The following is a 19,756-nucleotide window of genomic DNA, read 5'->3' on the forward strand; positions in this document are numbered from 1 at the left end:
TAGCCCATTATTAATTAGCACATTATCTTTCCACCTTAAATATAATACTCCGAACTATGCTTAATCTCTTTCAAAACAAAAGTGCTGTTGAGTACGCCGATGTTTTCTATTTTAGATAATTTATATTTTACAAAATCATGGTATTCTTCCAGGCTATTTACATGAATCTTCAAAACAAAATCAACCTGACCGGCCAAATGGTAACATTCCTGTACTTCGTGTAATTTCTGTATTTCCTGTTCAAAATTTTCGATGAAAGCTTCATTATGATACCGCATCGAAACCTGACAAATGGAGGTAACCGATTTATTGATTAGATTTTTATCCAGGATCGCCACATATTTTTTGATGTAACCCAGTGACTCCATCCTTCTGATACGCTCATATACCGGTGAAACCGTAAGATTTAAGGATGATGCCAGTTCTTTGGCCGTAACTTTTGCGTCTTTCTGCAGCACCCGCAGTATTTTTTTATCGATTTCGTCTAATTCTTCCATAATTTTTATTTCAAAATACTAATAACGATTCATTTAAAAATATAAATAACTGTATTATTGACTATTTAAAACTATTATTCCTGTATTTTTATTATTATTTTAAAATAAATATTGTATTATTTAATTTTGACCATAATTTCAATTTACCTATTAATATGAAAGACAGGATATTGGTTACGGGAGCAAACGGACAATTGGGTACCGTTTTGGTGGAAGCATTAATCCAAAAGTATGGTTGGGAAAATGTATTTGCAACTGATATAAAAATTCCGGAGCTTAACCATCATGGCATCAGCAGTCTTGATGTTCTGGACAACTTAAAACTGGAAAGATTTGTATTTGACAAACAAATCACCATCATATATCATTTGGCAGCGATACTTTCAGCACGTGGTGAAGCCGAACCACTAAAAACCTGGGATATTAATATGAAGGCCTGGCTTAATGTACTGGAGGCCGCAAGAAAACTAAAGGTAAAAAAGGTGTTTTATCCAAGCTCTATCGCAGTATTTGGTGACTCTGCCCCTAAGAATCCATGTAAACAAAACGCTGTAACCGAACCGACCACCGTTTACGGTATCAGCAAAGTTGCAGGCGAAAACTGGGCTCAATATTATCACAAAAGATACGGTTTGGATGTTAGGTCTCTCAGATATCCTGGTGTAATCAGTTATCAGTCGATGCCCGGAGGTGGCACAACAGATTATGCAGTGGAGATATTTCATGCTGCCATAAAAAAGGAAAAATATAATTGCTTTCTGAAAGCAAATGCTACCTTACCCATGATTTATACTGACGATGCCATCAGGGCAACTTTGGAACTTATGGATGCCCCAAAGGATAATATCAAAATCAGAACCTCCTATAATCTTGCAGGAGTAAGTTTTTCTCCTGAGGAGATATTTGAAAACATCAAAAAAAGCATTCCGGATTTCGAAATAGAATATCAGCCCGATTTCAGACAGCAGATTGCCGAATCATGGCCTCAGGTTATGGATGACAGCAATGCCACTAACGATTGGAACTGGAGGCCGGATTATGATCTTAATAAAATGACCGGTGTAATGATTGAGAATTTGAAGGTATTGCTGGGGAAGGAAAAAAGTGTGATATGACCTCACCAATTCGTCGGACCGCCCCCGTCCTCTCCATATGAGAGGGAGCTAAATTTAACCCGGCATCTAATGAGGATTGGGAGCAAAAAAACTTCACCCTTTCTTGAGGAAACGGAGCCAAATTATTACAGAAATAAATTTAGGTTTACTTTTTTTTAAAATAATTAATTTTCTTTAACACAAAAAGAATAAAGACATGTTTGACCAGGTGAAAAACGAATTAGCCAGAGAACTGGAAGAAATAAAAAATGCCGGACTCTATAAGTCTGAAAGAGTAATAACCACCCCACAAGGGGCTGTTATTAAGACTTCTACCGGTCAGGAGGTTTTAAATTTTTGTGCCAACAACTATCTCGGCCTTTCAGCCCACCCTGAGGTTATCGCCGCCGGAATCGAAGGCATAAAAACCCATGGCTTCGGGATGTCGTCAGTGAGATTTATTTGTGGCACGCAGGATATCCATAAAGAACTGGAGCAAAAAACGGCCGAATTCCTCGGCATGGAAGACTGTATCCTCTATGCTGCGGCCTTTGATGCCAACGGTGGTGTATTTGAACCTTTGCTCAATGAGCAGGATGCCATCATATCTGATGAACTCAATCATGCCTCAATCATTGATGGCATAAGACTTTGTAAAGCAGAGCGTTATCGTTACAAAAACAATGACATGGCTGATCTGGAAGAACAACTAAAAGCTGCGAAAAATGCCAGAAGAATATTGGTAGTAACTGATGGGGTATTCTCGATGGATGGCTCCATTGCAAAATTAGATGAGATAGTAGATTTGGCCGAAAAATATCAGGCCATGGTGATGGTGGACGAATGCCACGCAGCCGGATTTATCGGAAAGACGGGAAGGGGTACTACCGAATTAAAAGAAGTCTTCGGAAAGGTTGACATCATTACCGGTACTTATGGAAAGGCTCTGGGTGGTGCTATGGGAGGTTTTACAGCTGCCAAAAAAGAAATCGTAGAGATGCTCAGACAAAAAAGTCGCCCATATTTGTTTTCCAATACCCTGGCACCATCTATTGTAGCGGCGTCTATCCGAGTACTTGAGATGCTTTCAGCTTCTACACATCTACGTGACAAACTGGAAGCCAACACCCAACTTTTCAGAAGCAAAATGACCGAAGCCGGCTTCGATATATTGCCGGGAGTACACCCCATTGTGCCCATAATGCTTTACGATGCTCCTCTGGCACAGCAGTTTGCAGCGAAACTCCTCGAAGAAGGTATTTATGTAATTGGATTTTTCTTTCCAGTTGTAGCCAAAGGAAAAGCTCGTATCAGAGTTCAACTCTCGGCAGCTCACGAAACTGAGCATATTCTCAAAGCAGTGGCAGCATTTACAAAGGTTGGGAAGGAATTGGGAGTGATTGAATGAGTTGCGAGGTTGTCTTAAACGCAATTAGGTTAAAGCCCTTCGACAGGTTCAGGGTGACAATAGGTTGCTGGGTTTTAGTTGGAAAAAGGGCTATGTCACATTTAGCTTGTCGAAATGTAATGGAGAAATGCTTTGGCATTGAGGAACGGCCCTTCGACAGGCTCAGGGTGACAATAGGTTGCTGGGTTTTAGTTGGAAAAAGGGCTATGTCACATTGAGCTTGTCGAAATGTAATGGAGAAATGCTTTGGCATTAAGGAACGGCCCTTCGACAAGCTCAGGGTGACAGACAGAAGGGTTTTAATTGGAAAGTTAATGTGCTAATTAATAGTTTGATAATGTGCTAATTGGTATTTGCAATTGGTGGTTGGCTTTCCTGCTTAATGATCTTCACTCCTTAATCTACCTTAATGTTAAAAAAAAGACGGGGTGAGGTTTTTTATAACCATGAAGAAATTAAGGGCATTAAGAAAATGCCTTCGCGTAACTTAGCGACTCCTTTGTGTGCTTTGCGGTATAATTAAACCACAAAAGTTGCGAAGAAGACACAAAGCTTAACTTGGTTATTATGGAAAGCGTTGCTATTGGTAATGTGTTAATTAATAATTTGCTAATGTGATAATTTATAATTCTTTAAGTTAAAGCCCTTCGACCACTCGGCAAGGTCGGGATAAACTGAACTCAGGGGGAATGATGGAATGATGGAATGGTAAAATGAAGCGTTTTCGAAATGATAAATTACGGTTTATTAAACCCGCTTGCGAGTGAAATGAGTATAAAAAACAAGTAATTAAATCAATATATATTCTAGATGGCGTAAAATGCAGGGTTGAATCTATATAGTTTAGTTTTAATCCTTATTTGACAGCGAATTCTTCTCCCCATTTTCGAAGCTCGTCGATGACAGGTCTGAGCTTCTTACCTTTTAAGGTAAGCGTATATTCTACCGTAGGAGGTACCGTGGCATATACTACTCTTTTGAGGATTTCATTGGCCTCCATATTCTTCAATTCTTTGACAAGCATTCTGGTGTTTATATTCGGAATTGTTCGTTCTAATTCCTTAAACCGTTTGGTACCTTCAAGTAAAGAATAAATGATGGGGATAGCCCATTTTCCTCCCATTATGTCCAGAATCTCCTTTAAGGTACACCTGTGCTCAACATTTTCTAAATTATTTTCTTCCATAACCTATTGAATATCTGCAAAGCTTTACAATATGGTACTACTTAACATAAGTGTAACTACTTGCAAAAGTAAAGTAATGGAAATAGTTTTGCAACAATAATTTGAAATTAAAAACAAAAAGATGAACAGTAAGACAAAAAACATTACCGGCTGGGTTTTGGCCGGATTAGTAGCATTCGTATTTGTAGGAAGTGGCATATTGAAATTGATGGGTGGCACACCAGAAATGGTGAAAGGTCTGGGAGGTATTAATAACGTAACCCTGCTTGGAGGTTTGGAATTAATTATTGCAGCCCTGTTTCTATTTCCTCGCACAGGGGTGGTTGGGTCGCTATTGGCAATTGCCTACATGGGTGGAGCCATGGCGGTGCATTTAACCACAGGTCAGTCATTGATCATGTTGGTGGTGATTCAAATCCTGATATGGATTACCAGCGTAGTCAGATTTCCGGAATTGGGTCAACAACTTTTTAACAGAGCGTAAAAGTATTCTGGTCTGCACAACTTTTATAGGTTTTGTGCTAATGGGTTAAAGGGTTAATGCGGTAATGTGTTAATATGCTAATGGGGTAATGTGTTAATGTGCTAATGGGGTAATGGGGTAATGGGGTAATTTGTTAATGGGGTTTTATGGTGGGAAGAGGCAATAGCCAGTAGGTTCTCGACAGCTACGCTGGTAAGTTTCGCACTCTCGTGCTCACTTATGCTCGAACTGACATTGGGAATTTAAGGTGGAAAGAGGCAATAGCCAGTAGGTTCTCGACTACGCTCGAACTGACATAGGGAATTTTAAGTTGGAAAGGTGGTAAGTTAGAAAGTTGGAAAGAGATCATCAGAGTGCAAAAGAGGAAATAAAGAAATTGTTTCACTCTCCTAATCTACTCAAACAATTCTTACCAGCCCCTCTCACTCTGGAGAGGGGTGCCTGAAAGGCGGGGTGAGGTTTTTTACCATGAAGGGATTAAGATCATTAAGGAAATGCCTTGGCGGAACTTAGCGACTCCTTTGCGTTCTTTGCGGTATAATTAAACCACAAAAGTTGCGAAGAAGACACAAAATGCACAAAGAGTAATTAGTTTTTCGGGAAAGAGGTATCAAGCAGTTGGTTCTCGACAGCTACGCTGGTAAGTTTCGCACTATCGTGCTCACTTATGCTCGAACTGACATAAGGAATTTAAGGTGGAAAGTGATCATCAGAGTGTAAAGGAGCTAACTAGATTTTTTTCACTCCTAACCAACATAAATAATTCTTACCAGCCCCTCTACCTCTGGAGAGGGGTGCCTGAAAGGCGGGGTGAGGTTTTATTTAACCATCAAGAAATTAAGGGCATTAAGAAAGTATTCCAATGTGGAACTTAGCGACTCCATTGCGTGCGGTATAATTATTACACAAAAGACACTAAGAAGGCACAAAAGGCACAAAGGGCACAAAGGGCACAAAGGGATTCTGTTTCCAATTAAATTATGAAATAAGGAGAATAAAAGTCCATTTACTTTACAGAGCTTTGCAATTGATTAGTCTTACTTTATATCTGTGATTTAGCTCAAGTCTATGTTTTAGGAATTATGCTGGATCCAGTCAAATAGTTTGAGGGCATCTTCCTTTACAAACAATTGGGTGCCTTCGTTCATAGTGGCAGCTGAACCACAGGCGATTCCATATTGTACTACCTCGACGGGCGATTTGTTTTGAGAAAGTGCCCAAATCATCCCTCCTACCATACTGTCCCCAGCCCCTACCGTACTTTTAACTTTAATTACAGGTGCCGGAATATGTTTTGAAATGTCCCTGGTCACCAACTGAGCCCCTTTGGGCCCCATCGAAACCACCACGATTTCACAAAATGATTTGGAGATCAATTCTCTGGCTGCTTTTTCAACTTCATTTAATTCCAGAGATGGAGCACCTACCAGACTTGCCAATTCGCCCAGATTGGGTTTCAATAAATACACCCCTTCACGTAATGCACTTTTGAGGGCATCGCCTGAAGTATCCAAAACAAATCGGGCGTCTATCTTTTTTGCAATTCTTGCCACTTTATTGTAAAAACCGTCGCTCAAACCGGGAGGTAAACTACCGCTGGCCACCAAATATTGTGGCTTAATAGATTTAATACTTTCTAAAACTTGTTCTTCTTCAGTTGAATTCAGGTTTGGTCCCGGCATTCCGAACCTATATTGAAGTCCGGTAAGGGTATCAACGGCGATGAAATTTTCCCGGGTAGGCTGGGAAATAGAAATGGGGAAAGTGGGGATGTCCTCATTATTAAGTAAATCATTCAATAATTGGCCCGGATAGCCGCCGCTTGTAAAGACGGCTAATGATTCGCCTCCTAATCTCCTTATCGCTTTTGAAACATTGATTCCACCGCCACCTGAGTCAAATTTGGGAGTTTCACATCTGATCTTTTGCTCCGAAACAAGACCCTCAAACCGGGTGCTTTTATCTATGGAGGGATTTACCGTGAGGCTTACTATTTTAAAATCAGTGCTTTTTGACATTTACTGTTTTTATTTTTTGAAAATGAGAAATAATGTCCTGAATTATAATGTATTAATTGGGTATTTATTTTAAAAATTAATAGATAATCAAATTACAATCTGTGTATTCATTTTTTTTTGCGGAATATAATCTTGGTATTAATTCACAATTAACTTCTTAACAACGGTTTTCTGGCCGGTGTCAATTCTTATGAAATAGGTTCCTTTGGATATGTATTCGGGTAAAATCATTTTAGGACTCTTTCCTTTCAAAACCACTCTTCCACTCATGTCCAATATTTCCAAACTTTTGATTTCTTCACCGGGTAATTCGATATTGAGTTGATGTTCAGCAGGATTAGGAAAAACTATGACCTCTTCCCGGTTTTCCGTTCCCAAAGTTGCTTCCTGATATATTCCTTTGTGCCCTTTTACCATGGCTATCGTGACTGAATACGGTTTTAGGGTAACATTTAGCTTATTGTTGGCAGGTTTTATAGTTTCCTTTACCAATGCATTCTGCGATTTGGAAACGAAGGTTTCGGCTTTGGGTAAATCCTGAATTCGTATTAAGGGCACATCCGAATCAAGTATATATTGATCAAATGATACGCTTACCGACTGAATGGTGGCTGTTTTGTTTATTATTAAAAGCGAAAGAGAATCACCGTTACTATTTTTAGATGGATAAATTCCTACCTTTTCGTCGGAGTCTGATGTGCCTGAGCAATATTGGGCTTTATTGTAATTGCTGGTGAGGTGCATCACCTCCCACATGCCGGGTTTCCAGCTCCAGGGTGTAAATATCTCCACGCCGTTTTTCATAAACTCCCCCATGGTAGAGGCATACCATATTGCGGAAAGGTTGGCATCTTCGGTATTAATGCCTGATTCGGTCAAGGCCAGTGTTCTGTCATGGGTATTTCCAAGATACTGATCAAGCCATCCGTTGATTCTCCCAAATATGTATTCTTTGTTTTGAGAAGTATCCCAGCCACCATTGAGTCTTCGCAGGCCGTTGGCTTCGGGATAGACATAGTTTTTGTCAAAGAATACCCTGTGCAATTGGGCTATCTCGGCAGGACTGGAGGTTGAAGGATAAAAATGCAGATCGATCACATCGAACATCCTGACTCCGGTCTTTTTTTCTTCCTCGACCAGCCTCATGATGAAGTATTCTGTCCAGTTATATTTTTTTCCATTGTATTCCACGGCGTCGTTGTTCCAATTGTACCATTGCCATTCGTTGGCAGTTACCGGGCCGGTGAGTTTTATTTCAGGAAACCTTGCCCTGGCACTGATAGCCATCTTTATATAACGCTGAATAAATTCCTCTGCGGTGATGAGGCTGGGCATCACGTCATCATGGGTGCCGTTCCATATTTCGGGTTCGTTGTCCATGTTCCAGTAGCGGGCGTTTTCTTTTTTCACTTTCAGGCGATCAAACCAGTGGCTCAGTATAGCTGTGCTGGAATCGGCAGGCCAGGGTTCAAGATATAGTTTGGGATTACCCTCTACTTTGGCTTTTGTTCCGGTGGGGTTAAGTACGCCATTGCCGGCGAGGTTTTGATTTACCCCTTCCCACCATTTGGAGCCATTGTAATTCCAGTCATTAAAATTGTTCTGATTATTGGCAGCAACCCATCCTATCAACTGGAATGCCCACATGCCTTGTGCCGAGGGGAAGTTTTTTTGCATGTTCAGCACTACGTTGTCCCAGTCGTTGGTATAGATGTTGTTATACCAGTCTGGATGGCTCGAAAGCTTTTTCCTCCAATTGTATTTGGTGCTGTTGTTGCCTCCGTTTTCTCTGAAGAATCTCACGCCGGCATCTTTGATACGGGTAAGATCTGCAGCACTCATCTGAGCAGTGGGGTCAGTTGAGCTGAAGGAGTTATTCCGGCCATAGATATAGGGAGAAATGGGTCTGACCTCTGATTCGGGATTTACTGTGAGTTTAATTTGGGAAAATCCTGGTGAAATTAGAAGAAATAATATTGAAGTAAAGGATAAGATTCTTTGGTATTTTTTCATTGTAAAGAATAAATAGACCTAAAATTACGAGCAATATTCAGGAAATCAAAAGGAAGGATAATGTGTTAATGTGGTAATGTGCTAATGTGCTAATGTGTTAATGTGCTAATTGATAATGTGATAATGTGATAATTAGGTTAATGCCCTTCGGCAAGCTCAGGGTGACAGTAGGTTGCAGGGTTTTAGTTGGAAAGTTATTATTAGAGTGCAAAAGGGCCAAAAAAGATTTTTTCACTCCTAACCTACACAAATAACTCTTACCAGCCCCTCTACCTCTGGAGAGGGGTGCCTGAAAGGCGGGGTGAGGTTTTTTTTACCATTAAGGAATTAAGATTCTTAAGGTATTCTCTTTGTGGTTTCTTTGCGGTTCCTTTGTGTGCTTTGCGTAATTATGTTACACAAAAGTCGCGAAGAAGCCGCAAAAGGCACAAAGGGCATTTGTATTAATTGGAAGTTTTAGGTAAAAAAGGTAACAGACATCAGGCAGTAGGCAACAGTGTTTTAGATTCAGATTGCGTAAGAGTAAATAAAGTAATTGTTTCACTCTCCTATTCTACTCAAACAATTCTTACCAGCTCCTCTCTCTCTGGTGGTACGACATACAGGGAGGGGTGTCACGCTAACGGCGTGACGGGGTGAGGTTTTTTTTACCATTAAGGAATTAAGGGCATTAAGGGATTCTCTTTGCGGTTCCTTTGTGTTCTTTGCGGTATAATTGTTACACAAAAGTCACGAAGAAGGCACAAAATGCACGAAGGGAATTTGTATTTTTTGGAGGGTTGTTGCTATTTAGTAAACAGGCAACAGGGAGTAAGCAACAGGATTCTTTTTTGGCACTTTGGTAATAGGCGTAGCCGAAAGGTCGCATATTTGAGCTATAAGTAAATCAAAAATGTTTCACGCTTAAGTCTCTGAAGAAGCCTTCGGTGCCGACTTCCACCCATAGACCGATGCCGCCACGGGCTTGATCACCAAGCTTTAAATCATTAACAATCAATGCCGGCTGGGTATTGTTGTTGAGAAAGAGACTCGCTTTGTTGCCCTTTACAACCACTTTCATAATTATCCATTCGTTTAATCCCATATCGGCATAGGATTCATATTTTTCAGGGCTGATTTTCCGGAGTTTATCAAACTTATAGTCAGGATAAGAAAAATATTGGATTGCATGATTTCTCCTTACCTGGTCATCCGCCCTGCCATTGGTAGGTCTGATGTAAATTGATTCAAAATGTTCGTTTTTTTCATCAATTCTAAATGCAATCCCGATAAATCCCCGTGCAGTAGGACTTGCATTTTTCAATAATCGGCTCAGAACCTTAACCTCAATCTCCCCATCCTTAAAATCCAAATCTTTAATTTTTACGAAAGTAGGTTCATCAACAGGTATCAGGGTCGAATCCTTCTCTACTCTCAGGGCATTTTTACCTTCAATCTTCTCAAAGGACATATAAACTTGATTAGCAATCAGATTACCTTTTTCCAAAATTACCTTTTGTGCAAAAACTATCTGATTAATAAATATCAGTAAGAAAAATATTCTTTTCATATCATTCAATTGAATTCAAATTTAAGAATTATGCAACCAGAAGATAAACTAATACCGAAATTAATCAGCGGCAGCCCTGCTGAATCTATAAAAATCCCTATATTTGAATATGACAGCTAATCATTTCAATATAAAAGGTTTAAATCCTGAGCAAGTTTTGCTTGCAAGAAAACAATTTGGTTCCAATCAACTCCAGTTCAAAAAAGAAAATACCCTATTTTCTGCCATAGTCAAAATCCTGATTGAACCCATGATGATTTTGCTTTTAGTGGCTGCTACTATTTATTTTATCAGTGGAAAAACAGGCGATGGAATATTTATGTTGGTAGCCATTCTATTCCAGGCTTCCATCTCATTGTATCAGGATTCCCGCAGCAAAAATGCCTTGGATAAACTTCAGGATTTCACCCAACCCAAATGTAAAGTCATTCGAAACGATGAAGTTATAGAAATTAAAAGTGAAGATTTGGTGATAGGAGATAGTCTTATGGTTGAAGAAGGAAGTTTCATTTCTGCTGATGGCAAGATTGTTCATTCCAATGATTTTTCGGTAAACGAATCTATCCTAACCGGTGAATCTTTCCCGGCCTATAAAGATAAAGACAGTGAAGATCCCAATATTTATAGTGGTACCACAGTAGGAAGTGGATTGGCGATAGTGGAAATCACGGCCATTGGAAACGACACCAAACTTGGGAAAATAGGTAAAGGTCTGGAGAGTATTAAAGAAGAAAAAACACCGCTGGAAATTCAGATTGCCAATTTTGTAAAGAAAATGGCCATAACAGGACTAGTAGTTTTCCTGATCGTTTGGGTAATCAATTATCAGCATTCAGCAGATTTCTTAAAAAGCCTTTTGCGATCGCTTACCCTGGCGATGAGCATTTTGCCTGAAGAAATTCCAGTGGCATTTACAACCTTCATGGCGTTGGGTGCCTGGCGATTGATGAAAATGGGCATCGTGGTAAAGCAAATGAAAACCGTGGAAACGCTCGGCAGTGCTACTGTGATTTGTACAGACAAAACAGGTACCCTCACAGAAAACAAAATGAGCCTTGCCCAACTTTATTTATTGAAAACCGACCGGATTTTTGAAACTTCAAAGACCATGACAGAAGAAGAGCAAGCTCTCCTGCAAACTGCCATGTGGGCCAGTGAACCCATTCCATTTGACCCTATGGAAGTGGCTTTGCATCAGTCGTATAAAGAGATAAGCAAAAACGACGAAAGACATGATTTTAAGATGATCCACGAATATCCCCTGGGAGGACAACCACCCATGATGACCCATATTTTTGAAAGTAAATCGGGAAATAGAATCATAGCGGCCAAAGGAGCACCGGAGGCATTGATGGCAGTTGCAAAACTTTCGGAAAAAGAAAAGTCTGACATAAATAAAGCCATAAGTACTATGGCCACAGAGGGATACAGGGTTTTGGCAGTGGGAAGCTCCGGCTTTTCCGGAAAAGAATTCCCCAAAACACAACAGGAGCTGGAATTTGTCTTCCTGGGATTGGTAGCATTTTATGATCCCCCTAAAAAGAATATCAAAAAAGTACTGGAACACTTTTACGAGGCTGGCATAGCGGTAAAAATTATTACAGGAGACAATGCCGCAACCACCACATCGATAGCCAAACAGGTGGGATTCCGGGATTTTGAAAAGAATATCTCGGGAGATGAGCTTATGAAAATGAGTGAAGAAGTCCTAAACAAGGCTGTGATGGAATATTCCATATTTACCCGAATGTTTCCCGAAGCCAAACTCAAGATCATCAATGCACTCAAAGCCAATGAGCAGATAGTGGCCATGACCGGTGATGGAGTAAACGATGGTCCCGCACTTAAAGCTGCCCATATTGGTATTGCCATGGGAAAAAAGGGCACTGAAATAGCCCGTCAAGCGGCTTCGCTGATATTGCTGAAAGATGATTTATCTAAAATGGTGAAAGCCATAGCCATGGGCCGAAAAATCTATACCAATCTCAAAAAGGCCATTCAGTACATCATATCTATTCATATTCCCATCATTCTTACCGTGTTTGTTCCCTTGGCATTGGGCTGGAAATACCCCAATATTTTCTCGCCGGTACACATTATTTTTCTTGAAATCATCATGGGACCCACCTGCTCCATCATTTATGAAAACGAACCGATGGAAAAAAACACCATGCAGCAAAAACCCAAGGCCTTGTCGGTAACTTTCTTTAACTGGAAAGAGTTATCCGTGAGTATTGTTCAGGGCTTGGTCATCACTGCAGGGACACTATTTGTGTATCAATACACCGTGATACAAGGCTATACTGAAGCACTCACCCGCACCATGGTTTTTGCAACACTGATAACTTCCAACATTTTTCTGACGCTCATCAACCGATCCTTTTATTATTCTATAATTACTACTTTGAAATATAAAAATAACCTGGTGTTGTGGATCATATTTATTACGGTCTCTATCGTCGGAGTAATTTTGTTTGTAAAGCCCCTGACCCGATTCTTTGAATTTCAATCGCCAGATATAAGGCAATTAGGATTGGCAGTCGGAGCTGGTTTTGTATCGGTGATATGGTATGAAGGTGTAAAATGGTTGAAGAGAATAAGATAATTTAAAAAGTTATTGATTGAAATGGCATTATAATTTCCTTTTCAGAAAATCAACCACTTTTTTGCTGTACTCTTCGGTATCAAACATTTTCCCATAATGCGGGGCATTGGGTACGATGATCAGTTCTGACTCCACGCCTACTGCCTTGAGCCAGCCATGCATCAATTTTGATTGCCGGTTGGGAACACTCTCGTCTTTTTCACCATGAAATATAAGAAAAGGAGGATCATTTTTATCGATATAAGTCACAGGACTGGCAGTTTTGGCCAAATCAGGCCGGGAAATTGGACTTGCACCCAATAGAATAGATTCCGCAGCAAATGGATTCTCACTTCCGGGCATAGAGACCAAATCCACCGGTCCATAATAATCTACCACCGCCTTGAAGTTAAACACCTCAGGTTTATTAGGATCAAAAAATGAAGGCACACGGTTGTTGTTGGCCAGACCTTGCAATGTGGCCAGGTGTCCTCCGGCTGAAAAGCCCATGAGAGCGATTCGGTTTTTGTCCAGATTATATTTTGCAGCATTTTCACAAAGAAAACTAACTGCCTGATTGCAATCCTGAATCAGTGCGGGAAATTTTGCCTGAGATGCCCAGCGATAATCAATGGAAGCCACGGCAAAACCATTATTAATCAAGGCGGTGAGGGTATTTCCCATATAGCCCATATCGGCGTATTTATCGTTTACAAGCCAACCGCCACCGTGGATAAAAACTACAAAAGGAAGCTTTCCCGCAGATTTTGCCGGCAAATAAATATCAACCAGATGTTTTTTTAAGGTATCGTTTTGATATGAAATATTTCCCTGCAAAATGGTTCCCTCTGGAAATAGCTTCAAAACGGGGTTAGAGGTTTGGGAAAAACCGTTTACTGTGATTAAACACAATATAAGAATCAGGAGTTTTTGGCTTAAATATTTCATAACCTAAAGATAAAAAGATTTCCAGTTTAATTCATTTAAAATTTTAAGAATCGACTTATCTCAGCATCATCGGATTCACTCATGTTTTTTGCTTAAAAATCGTTCTATGTAAAGGATATTTAAAACCGAGTTCGCAGGCAATTTCGTCAATGGTTTTCATTCTCAAATACTTTTCTTTTAACTTTTTAATATAAAAACTATGCATATAATTAAAGTAAAATAATAGATTTTGACCAGGTCATAAAAAAAATCATTTTTTTTCTTGCAATATGTAACGTTATATGTTACAATTGCGTTATGATTAAAAGTTTCCAACATAAAGGACTGAAGCTTTTATATGAAGACGACAACCCTTCAAAGCTGCTACCCATTCATGTTTCAAGGATTAGAAGTATTTTAACCCGACTAGAATTTGCGACATCTTTAGATGATATAAATATACCTGGGGCGAAGCTTCACCCTCTTGCAGGAGAAAGAAAAGGCTTTTACAGTGTGAAGGTTTCAGGAAACTGGCGGATTATTTTCAGATATGAAGATAAGCATGTGTATGATGTCGATTATTTGGATTATCATTAAACAAGAGAACAAAATGTTAAAAAGAGGTATGCGACCTTCACATCCTGGAGTCTTAATCAAAGAGACCATAGAAGGTCTGAAAGAAGAAACAGGGATGGATTACACTCAATCGCAAATAGCAGAAGGCCTGGGAGTAACCCGGAAAACACTATCTAATATATTAAACGAGCACCAGGGTATAAGCTCGGAGATGGCCGTAAGGCTTTCAGAAGCTTTTGGTACATCGGCAGAATTTTGGTTAAATGTTCAGCGGAATTATGACCTTTGGCATGCCGAAAGGGCGGTCAAAAGGAATCAGGTCAAACAGTTTTGGCCTAAATCAAAAAACAACGCTACAGCTCATCATGTTTAAGAGACCATCTAATTCATTAGTCAAAAACCTCAATTGACAGTTCTGCGAAATAATGCCGAAAAATATGCCATGTTTTTAAATGGCTATCAGTAGCATCAAAAAACCTATCAAAATAGGTTCACAATTGATCGGAAAAAGGTAAGAGCTACAGGGGTCGCCTTCGACTTTTATAGCTGCACATTTAAAGATTTTAAAATCAAAAAGATGAATGAAGCTAATTATTCACATATTACCGATACAAATAATCGTGATTGCCGATATCTAAAAGTATAACCTTGTCGTCCTGAATGATAAAATCGAGCAAAATTCGATATTTCATATTTATACTTACCGAATAAAATTCTTGCAGATTTCCTTGTAACTTATGCAAACGAAGGGAAGGATGAAATGGATTGTCCTCTAATAAATATATAGTTTTAGAATATTGATTTTTAAGTTCTGGATGTTGTTTTTTGAATTTTTCAAGACTTTTTTCGAATCGCCTTGTACTGACTATTTTAATCATTCCAGAGCCTTTTTAAATGTTCATCGGCTGACTCAACAACAAATCTTCCCTCCTTAATATCTTGCCGTGCTTCTGCCAGGGCTCTATCTAATTCATATTCACGTAGTTCATCAAACTTCTCAACTTTCATAACCACATATTTTACTTTTCCACGAACCGTAATGCCGACTTCATCGAAGTGTTCCATTTCCTCATCTATGGCCTTTAAACCTCTTACTTTCAGATCATTTGCAGCTATCATATTATATATCTTTTTTAATAGTACTTTTAAAAGTACTATTAAAGACACTATTAAGCAAATGTTTTGTTGAAATTTTTAGATTGTACTCTCAATTCACCCCCCTAAACTCCATCGGGCTTACTCCTACTTTTTGTTTAAAAAGCCGTGTAAAATGCTGAGGATATTTAAATCCGAGGTCGTAGGCGATTTCGCTGATATTTTTAGTTGTGTCCAAAACCTTTTCTTTGGCCAATTCCATCAATTTTAAATGTATGAATTCTATCGCCGTTTTGCCGGTTTCTTTTTCAATAAGTCCCCAAAATAGTTTGCAGATAGATTCAATTTTTCTGAAAAGTAAGCAACAGAAGGTATCCCATATTTTTGAAGATCATCACTCATCAAATAGGATGTAAGCAAATTATCAAACTTTTCGATGACCATATGATTGGCGTCCTCTCTTGTGATAAACTGCCTGTCATAAAACCTGCTGCAATATTTTAGTAAGAGCTCAATGTTGGCAACAATTATCTTTTTGCTGTGTTTGTCTATGTTTTGCCTTATTTCTGACTCGATATTTCCAAAACAAATGTCCACCATTGCCCTTTCTTTTTCTGAAACATGCAATACCTCATAGGAATCATACCCAAAAAACGAGTAATCATGAATTTGTTTGGCGAGGTTGGTACCTTTCAACAAATCAGGATGAAAAACCAGGGCTGTGCCATAAGGTTGATGCCATTCGCCTTCAGGTTCTGAGCCGGCAATTTGACCCGGCCCAAAGAAAACTATGCTTCCCTCATCGTAATCATAATATTTCAGACCATATCGAAGGTCGCCACATTTGCTGTCTTTGATTACAATAGCATAAAAATCCATTTTGAACTTATTGCGTTTTAGCAGATTTCCTTTCCCCAAATCCAATACACTGATAAGTGGATGTAGGGTCGGATGGTTGAAAGTCTCATTATATGTTTTTATGCTATCGTAAATAATCATCTCCTCATATTTTTAGTAAATTTAAATACTTATAATCAAATAATTAAGTCAACCTGTAAAACTGGTAAGCCAAAAAGTAAAATGTATAAAAGATATGCTCTGTCAAACTTTAGTTTTGCAATTATAAAATAAAAGACTTTCTTTTTATGAAAAACAATCGTTTTTTAAAAATTTGGTTAATACTATTTTTTAGTTCTGCTTTTTGTAATGCCCAAACCGCTGATAGTACCTATAATATTTCGACATTTTCGGGTTCGGTGGGATTCACTAACAATGGTTTCTCCATCATACCCACTTTCTCATTAAACCATTCCGCTTTCGTAGCAAGTTTGGCATTCAAAAAAAAGAAATTTAGTTTTGAACCTGACATCAGAATGGTTCCTGACGCTAAAAATGGAGGGATGCTTTGGTGGCTGCGTTATCAATTAGTAGATAACAAAAAATTTGGTTTCAGAATTGGCACTCATCCTGCATTTACTCTTATCCGAAGGAGCGACACAGAAGATGGCTCCACCAAAGAAATAACAGAAATGCTGAGGTTTATTGCCTTTGAGGCTGTTCCAAGTTATCAAATCAATAGTAAGTTGGGACTGAGTGCCATGTATCTTCAGGGAAATGGTCTTCAAAAACATGGTCCACAGCTCACGAGAGTTTTATTTTTAAATTCTGCCATCACGGATATCAATCTGAGCAAGAATCTTTACTTTAATATTTTCCCTTCGGTCTATTTTTTATATACTGATGGTTATCGGGGAGATTATCTGACGGTTACCGGAGCTTTGGGACATAAAAAGCTTCCTTTCACAATTCAATCTACAATCAATCAAACCTTTAAATCAGATGTACCCGGTAACAAAGACTTTATGTGGAATGTGACACTGAATTATAATTTTAAGAAAATTTTGAAAAGAATTAATTAAACACCTCCTTTTATGCTTAGATTATTTATTTTCTCAACCGGGTTTTTTATTCAGTTCTTAAATTTTTCTTCCCCAATAAAAAAACAGGAATTTGATAAAAAATATATTGCAATGGAAAATATTAAATTAGAAATTACAATCGGGAAAAAGGTATTTACTGCAACTCTGGCTGAAAATGCCACAACAAAATCTTTTGTAGCCCAATTGCCATTGACATTAAACATGAACGAACTAAACAACAATGAAAAGTTTGCTCAATTACCCAAAAGTGTACCAACCCAGGCCTCAGTACCAAACCGCATAGAAGCAGGTGATTTGATGATGTATGGTTCAAGCACACTGGTTTTATTTTACAAAGGATTTTCTACTTCCTATAGTTATACAAAAATTGGGAAGATTGATGATGTTACCGAACTTAGCTCGGCTCTAGGTAAAGGGAATGTTATGGTGAAATTTAAATGGGAAAAGTGAAAGCGATGTTTTCACATTCGGAAATCCCAAAAGGCACCTTCAAACATTTTGTATGAATGATTCAAAAAATATTTGTGTTAAACATCTGGAAGTAAATTTGAAATTCCTGAAATTAAGATTTAATATGGATTAAATTCTGAGGATTTCTTAAATTTGAATTTCTGTAAATTTAAACATGGATCAAAAACCAAAACCTATATTTGAGAAAAGGATATTTTGGGATGTCAATTTCGAAAACCTTGACTATGATGCAAAGGCCAATTTCGTGATTGAACGGGTTTTTGAACGTGGTGATGTGCAGGATATCCGAAACTGCAGGCGGTATTATGGAGATGAAAAAGTGACCGAGGCTTTATTAAACGCCAAATTTTTGCCGAAACACACCATGTATTTGGCAAGTGCAGTTATTGACAAACCTATTACCGAATTCAGATGCTACACCTTGAGACAGTCGATGGGCGATCTTTTACCATATTAAAAGAACTCATGCTTCTGCCCAACCTCAAAGATTTTTGTTTGGTGGGTGGTACTGCACTTTCATTATTGTATGGTCATAGAATTTCTGATGATATAGATTTATTTAGCAATTCTAATTTTGAAAATCAAACGATTATTGATGGAATAATTTCAAAATTTCCTAAAGAATATCGTGTTCGAACCTCTACCCATTTTGGAATATTTGGATACATCGGTGATCTTAAGCTAGATATTGTTCGCACGCCACATCCTTTGATCAGACCCATAGTAGAAATAGATGGAATCAGGATGTTTTCACCCGAAGACATAATTGCTATGAAAGTGCAGGCAATTTTGGGTCGGGGCAAAAAAAAAGACTTTTGGGATATTGCCGAACTGCTCAACCATTTTAGTGTAAAAGACTTTGTAGAATTCCACAAAGAAAAGTATTCCACTCAAAATCTCCTTATATCTGTTCCACAGACTATGGTATATTTCGACGATGCAGATGAAAGTGAAGAACCAATCAGTCTGAAAAACCAAACCTGGAAATCAGTTAAAAAGCAGATTACTGAAACCGTCAGAGCTTATTTAAGCTGAAATGAAAAATCAACTACAGATATGTTTGTCTTAAATATTTCTTTAGAAAAACTATTTAGCTTTTAATTTTTACGAAAATTTGATGTTTTAAATCCATCGTTTTATTTTTAATTATCATTGAAATACGAATCATATATTTCCAATTCAGATTTATTTTTATTTAAAAACCTAAGATTTATTCTTTTCCAAAATGGCGGTTATCATTATTTTTAAATTATATACGGATTTATTTTGTGTTTAATTTAAAATTTTATTCAACATGAAGAATACAATCCAATTCTCAGTTTTATTTTTATTCATTAGTTTTTTCTCTACTGCTCAAAAATTTGATTTGAATTCAAGCATTAATAAAGGAAAAAGCCTGTACACCAAAAATTGCGTCGCCTGCCACATGATGGACGGCAAAGGTCTAGAAAGGGTTTTTCCGCCATTGGCAAAAAACACTAATCTTTCTGATAAAAAAAGGGTGATAAATATTGTAACAAAAGGAATGAAGGGTGCAATAAAAGTTAACAATATACCCTATAAAGGCGAAATGACCCCTTTTAAATTAACTGACGAACAAACCGCGGATGTGATTAATTTTATTTCAAATTCCTGGGGAAATAAGTTTGAGCCTGTTCAACCTTCTGAAATACAGCCGGCTTTAAAAGCAAAAATAAAAGACTTTGTACCTTATAAAAAACCTTAGATTTTAGGTTTTTGTAAAGCATCCGAAAAATTGTTTTTTTATTAATTTTAGGTTGTTCAATTGTTATTTGTTTTTACTCTGCAAATAACGTTGAAATGGTTTAGGGACAATGTTCTATTATTTGATTAATTATGTTTGGAGATTTAATTATCTCTTGCATTGAAGGATAATCCGGAAAAGAAAAAAAG

Annotated in this window: 19 protein-coding genes and 1 pseudogene; 11 read left to right on the forward strand and 9 right to left on the reverse strand. The window is 38.2% G+C overall.

Going from position 1 to position 19,756, the window contains the following annotated elements; all coding sequences use genetic code 11:
- Positions 1–35 precede the first annotated feature (35 nt).
- Positions 36–497 (reverse strand): Lrp/AsnC family transcriptional regulator, encoded by a 462-nt coding sequence (locus IPP61_17430; protein ID MBL0326919.1) that lies wholly within the window; start codon positions 495–497, stop codon positions 36–38.
- 155 nt (positions 498–652) lie between these two features.
- Here IPP61_17430 and IPP61_17435 point away from each other — a divergent pair, with 155 nt between their 5' ends.
- Together IPP61_17435 and kbl are read left to right on the forward strand one after the other, a co-directional pair.
- Positions 653–1,612 carry an NAD-dependent epimerase/dehydratase family protein gene (locus IPP61_17435; GenBank protein ID MBL0326920.1) on the forward strand — a complete coding sequence of 320 codons (960 nt, stop codon included), beginning with the start codon at positions 653–655 and terminating at the stop codon, positions 1,610–1,612.
- Positions 1,613–1,808: 196 nt separating this feature from the next.
- Positions 1,809–2,999: a glycine C-acetyltransferase gene (gene kbl, locus IPP61_17440; GenBank protein ID MBL0326921.1), complete on the forward strand. Its 1,191-nt coding sequence runs from the start codon at positions 1,809–1,811 to the stop codon at positions 2,997–2,999.
- Between the two features lie 856 nt (positions 3,000–3,855).
- Here the strand turns inward: kbl and IPP61_17445 are convergent.
- Positions 3,856–4,185 (reverse strand): winged helix-turn-helix transcriptional regulator, encoded by a 330-nt coding sequence (locus tag IPP61_17445; GenBank protein MBL0326922.1) that lies wholly within the window; start codon positions 4,183–4,185, stop codon positions 3,856–3,858.
- Positions 4,186–4,306: 121 nt separating this feature from the next.
- Here IPP61_17445 and IPP61_17450 point away from each other — a divergent pair, with 121 nt between their 5' ends.
- On the forward strand, positions 4,307–4,669 hold the full coding sequence (locus IPP61_17450; GenBank protein ID MBL0326923.1) for a DoxX family protein: 363 nt from the start codon (positions 4,307–4,309) through the stop codon (positions 4,667–4,669).
- A gap of 1,073 nt (positions 4,670–5,742) precedes the next feature.
- Here the strand turns inward: IPP61_17450 and IPP61_17455 are convergent.
- From IPP61_17455 to IPP61_17465, 3 genes are all read right to left on the reverse strand, one after another.
- A complete protein-coding gene (locus IPP61_17455; protein ID MBL0326924.1) occupies positions 5,743–6,687 on the reverse strand; it encodes a 1-phosphofructokinase family hexose kinase in 945 nt (314 codons plus the stop codon).
- A gap of 138 nt (positions 6,688–6,825) precedes the next feature.
- Complete coding sequence (locus tag IPP61_17460; GenBank protein MBL0326925.1) at positions 6,826–8,700, reverse strand: T9SS type A sorting domain-containing protein; 1,875 nt, start codon at positions 8,698–8,700, stop codon at positions 6,826–6,828.
- 886 nt (positions 8,701–9,586) lie between these two features.
- Positions 9,587–10,249 (reverse strand): hypothetical protein, encoded by a 663-nt coding sequence (locus IPP61_17465; GenBank protein ID MBL0326926.1) that lies wholly within the window; start codon positions 10,247–10,249, stop codon positions 9,587–9,589.
- Between the two features lie 109 nt (positions 10,250–10,358).
- Here IPP61_17465 and IPP61_17470 point away from each other — a divergent pair, with 109 nt between their 5' ends.
- Entirely contained in the window at positions 10,359–12,854 is a 2,496-nt protein-coding gene (locus IPP61_17470) for a cation-translocating P-type ATPase (protein ID MBL0326927.1), read from the forward strand.
- Between the two features lie 27 nt (positions 12,855–12,881).
- Here IPP61_17470 and IPP61_17475 read toward each other — a convergent pair whose 3' ends face one another.
- On the reverse strand, positions 12,882–13,781 hold the full coding sequence (locus IPP61_17475) for an alpha/beta hydrolase (GenBank protein ID MBL0326928.1): 900 nt from the start codon (positions 13,779–13,781) through the stop codon (positions 12,882–12,884).
- 297 nt (positions 13,782–14,078) lie between these two features.
- On the opposite strand from IPP61_17475, the gene IPP61_17480 reads away from it, so the two are divergent.
- A complete protein-coding gene (locus tag IPP61_17480; protein ID MBL0326929.1) occupies positions 14,079–14,357 on the forward strand; it encodes a type II toxin-antitoxin system RelE/ParE family toxin in 279 nt (92 codons plus the stop codon).
- A gap of 13 nt (positions 14,358–14,370) precedes the next feature.
- Positions 14,371–14,709, forward strand: a complete 339-nt coding sequence (locus IPP61_17485) for a HigA family addiction module antidote protein (protein MBL0326930.1) — start codon at positions 14,371–14,373, stop codon at positions 14,707–14,709.
- Positions 14,710–14,938: 229 nt separating this feature from the next.
- Here the strand turns inward: IPP61_17485 and IPP61_17490 are convergent, their stop codons facing one another.
- The 3 genes and pseudogenes from IPP61_17490 to IPP61_17500 form a co-directional block, all read right to left on the reverse strand.
- On the reverse strand, positions 14,939–15,214 hold the full coding sequence (locus IPP61_17490; GenBank protein MBL0326931.1) for a type II toxin-antitoxin system mRNA interferase toxin, RelE/StbE family: 276 nt from the start codon (positions 15,212–15,214) through the stop codon (positions 14,939–14,941).
- Complete coding sequence (locus IPP61_17495) at positions 15,207–15,455, reverse strand: type II toxin-antitoxin system Phd/YefM family antitoxin (protein MBL0326932.1); 249 nt, start codon at positions 15,453–15,455, stop codon at positions 15,207–15,209. The genes IPP61_17490 and IPP61_17495 overlap by 8 nt, the downstream gene beginning before the upstream one ends.
- Before the next feature lie 88 nt (positions 15,456–15,543).
- A pseudogene (locus tag IPP61_17500) lies at positions 15,544–16,430 on the reverse strand (helix-turn-helix transcriptional regulator).
- Between the two features lie 146 nt (positions 16,431–16,576).
- On the opposite strand from IPP61_17500, the gene IPP61_17505 reads away from it, so the two are divergent.
- The 5 genes from IPP61_17505 (at position 16,577) to IPP61_17525 (ending at position 19,568) form a co-directional block, all read left to right on the forward strand.
- On the forward strand, positions 16,577–17,350 hold the full coding sequence (locus IPP61_17505; GenBank protein MBL0326933.1) for a hypothetical protein: 774 nt from the start codon (positions 16,577–16,579) through the stop codon (positions 17,348–17,350).
- A gap of 111 nt (positions 17,351–17,461) precedes the next feature.
- Positions 17,462–17,821, forward strand: a complete 360-nt coding sequence (locus IPP61_17510; GenBank protein ID MBL0326934.1) for a hypothetical protein — start codon at positions 17,462–17,464, stop codon at positions 17,819–17,821.
- A 175-nt stretch (positions 17,822–17,996) separates the two neighbouring features.
- Positions 17,997–18,299: a hypothetical protein gene (locus IPP61_17515; protein MBL0326935.1), complete on the forward strand. Its 303-nt coding sequence runs from the start codon at positions 17,997–17,999 to the stop codon at positions 18,297–18,299.
- Positions 18,254–18,877: a nucleotidyl transferase AbiEii/AbiGii toxin family protein gene (locus IPP61_17520; protein MBL0326936.1), complete on the forward strand. Its 624-nt coding sequence runs from the start codon at positions 18,254–18,256 to the stop codon at positions 18,875–18,877. Before IPP61_17515 ends, IPP61_17520 begins: the two co-directional genes overlap by 46 nt.
- A 259-nt stretch (positions 18,878–19,136) precedes the next feature.
- The gene (locus tag IPP61_17525; protein ID MBL0326937.1) at positions 19,137–19,568 is read left to right on the forward strand and encodes a cytochrome c; all 432 of its coding nucleotides are present in this window, start codon (positions 19,137–19,139) and stop codon (positions 19,566–19,568) included.
- The last annotated feature ends 188 nt before the right edge of the window (positions 19,569–19,756 follow it).

The organism is Cytophagaceae bacterium (assembly GCA_016722655.1).
Classification (GTDB): Bacteria; Bacteroidota; Bacteroidia; order Cytophagales; family Spirosomataceae; genus Leadbetterella.

Bases quoted from the DNA above. Each gene is read 5' to 3' on its own strand.
- IPP61_17430 (MBL0326919.1), bottom strand. From the start codon at position 497: ATGGAAGAATTAGACGAAATCGATAAAAAAATACTGCGGGTGCTGCAG.
- IPP61_17435 (MBL0326920.1), top strand. From the start codon at position 653: ATGAAAGACAGGATATTGGTTACGGGAGCAAACGGACAATTGGGTACC.
- kbl (MBL0326921.1), top strand. From the start codon at position 1,809: ATGTTTGACCAGGTGAAAAACGAATTAGCCAGAGAACTGGAAGAAATA.
- IPP61_17445 (MBL0326922.1), bottom strand. From the start codon at position 4,185: ATGGAAGAAAATAATTTAGAAAATGTTGAGCACAGGTGTACCTTAAAG.
- IPP61_17450 (MBL0326923.1), top strand. From the start codon at position 4,307: ATGAACAGTAAGACAAAAAACATTACCGGCTGGGTTTTGGCCGGATTA.
- IPP61_17455 (MBL0326924.1), bottom strand. From the start codon at position 6,687: ATGTCAAAAAGCACTGATTTTAAAATAGTAAGCCTCACGGTAAATCCC.
- IPP61_17460 (MBL0326925.1), bottom strand. From the start codon at position 8,700: ATGAAAAAATACCAAAGAATCTTATCCTTTACTTCAATATTATTTCTT.
- IPP61_17465 (MBL0326926.1), bottom strand. From the start codon at position 10,249: ATGAAAAGAATATTTTTCTTACTGATATTTATTAATCAGATAGTTTTT.
- IPP61_17470 (MBL0326927.1), top strand. From the start codon at position 10,359: ATGACAGCTAATCATTTCAATATAAAAGGTTTAAATCCTGAGCAAGTT.
- IPP61_17475 (MBL0326928.1), bottom strand. From the start codon at position 13,781: ATGAAATATTTAAGCCAAAAACTCCTGATTCTTATATTGTGTTTAATC.
- IPP61_17480 (MBL0326929.1), top strand. From the start codon at position 14,079: ATGATTAAAAGTTTCCAACATAAAGGACTGAAGCTTTTATATGAAGAC.
- IPP61_17485 (MBL0326930.1), top strand. From the start codon at position 14,371: ATGTTAAAAAGAGGTATGCGACCTTCACATCCTGGAGTCTTAATCAAA.
- IPP61_17490 (MBL0326931.1), bottom strand. From the start codon at position 15,214: ATGATTAAAATAGTCAGTACAAGGCGATTCGAAAAAAGTCTTGAAAAA.
- IPP61_17495 (MBL0326932.1), bottom strand. From the start codon at position 15,455: ATGATAGCTGCAAATGATCTGAAAGTAAGAGGTTTAAAGGCCATAGAT.
- IPP61_17505 (MBL0326933.1), top strand. From the start codon at position 16,577: ATGAAAAACAATCGTTTTTTAAAAATTTGGTTAATACTATTTTTTAGT.
- IPP61_17510 (MBL0326934.1), top strand. From the start codon at position 17,462: ATGGAAAATATTAAATTAGAAATTACAATCGGGAAAAAGGTATTTACT.
- IPP61_17515 (MBL0326935.1), top strand. From the start codon at position 17,997: ATGGATCAAAAACCAAAACCTATATTTGAGAAAAGGATATTTTGGGAT.
- IPP61_17520 (MBL0326936.1), top strand. From the start codon at position 18,254: ATGCTACACCTTGAGACAGTCGATGGGCGATCTTTTACCATATTAAAA.
- IPP61_17525 (MBL0326937.1), top strand. From the start codon at position 19,137: ATGAAGAATACAATCCAATTCTCAGTTTTATTTTTATTCATTAGTTTT.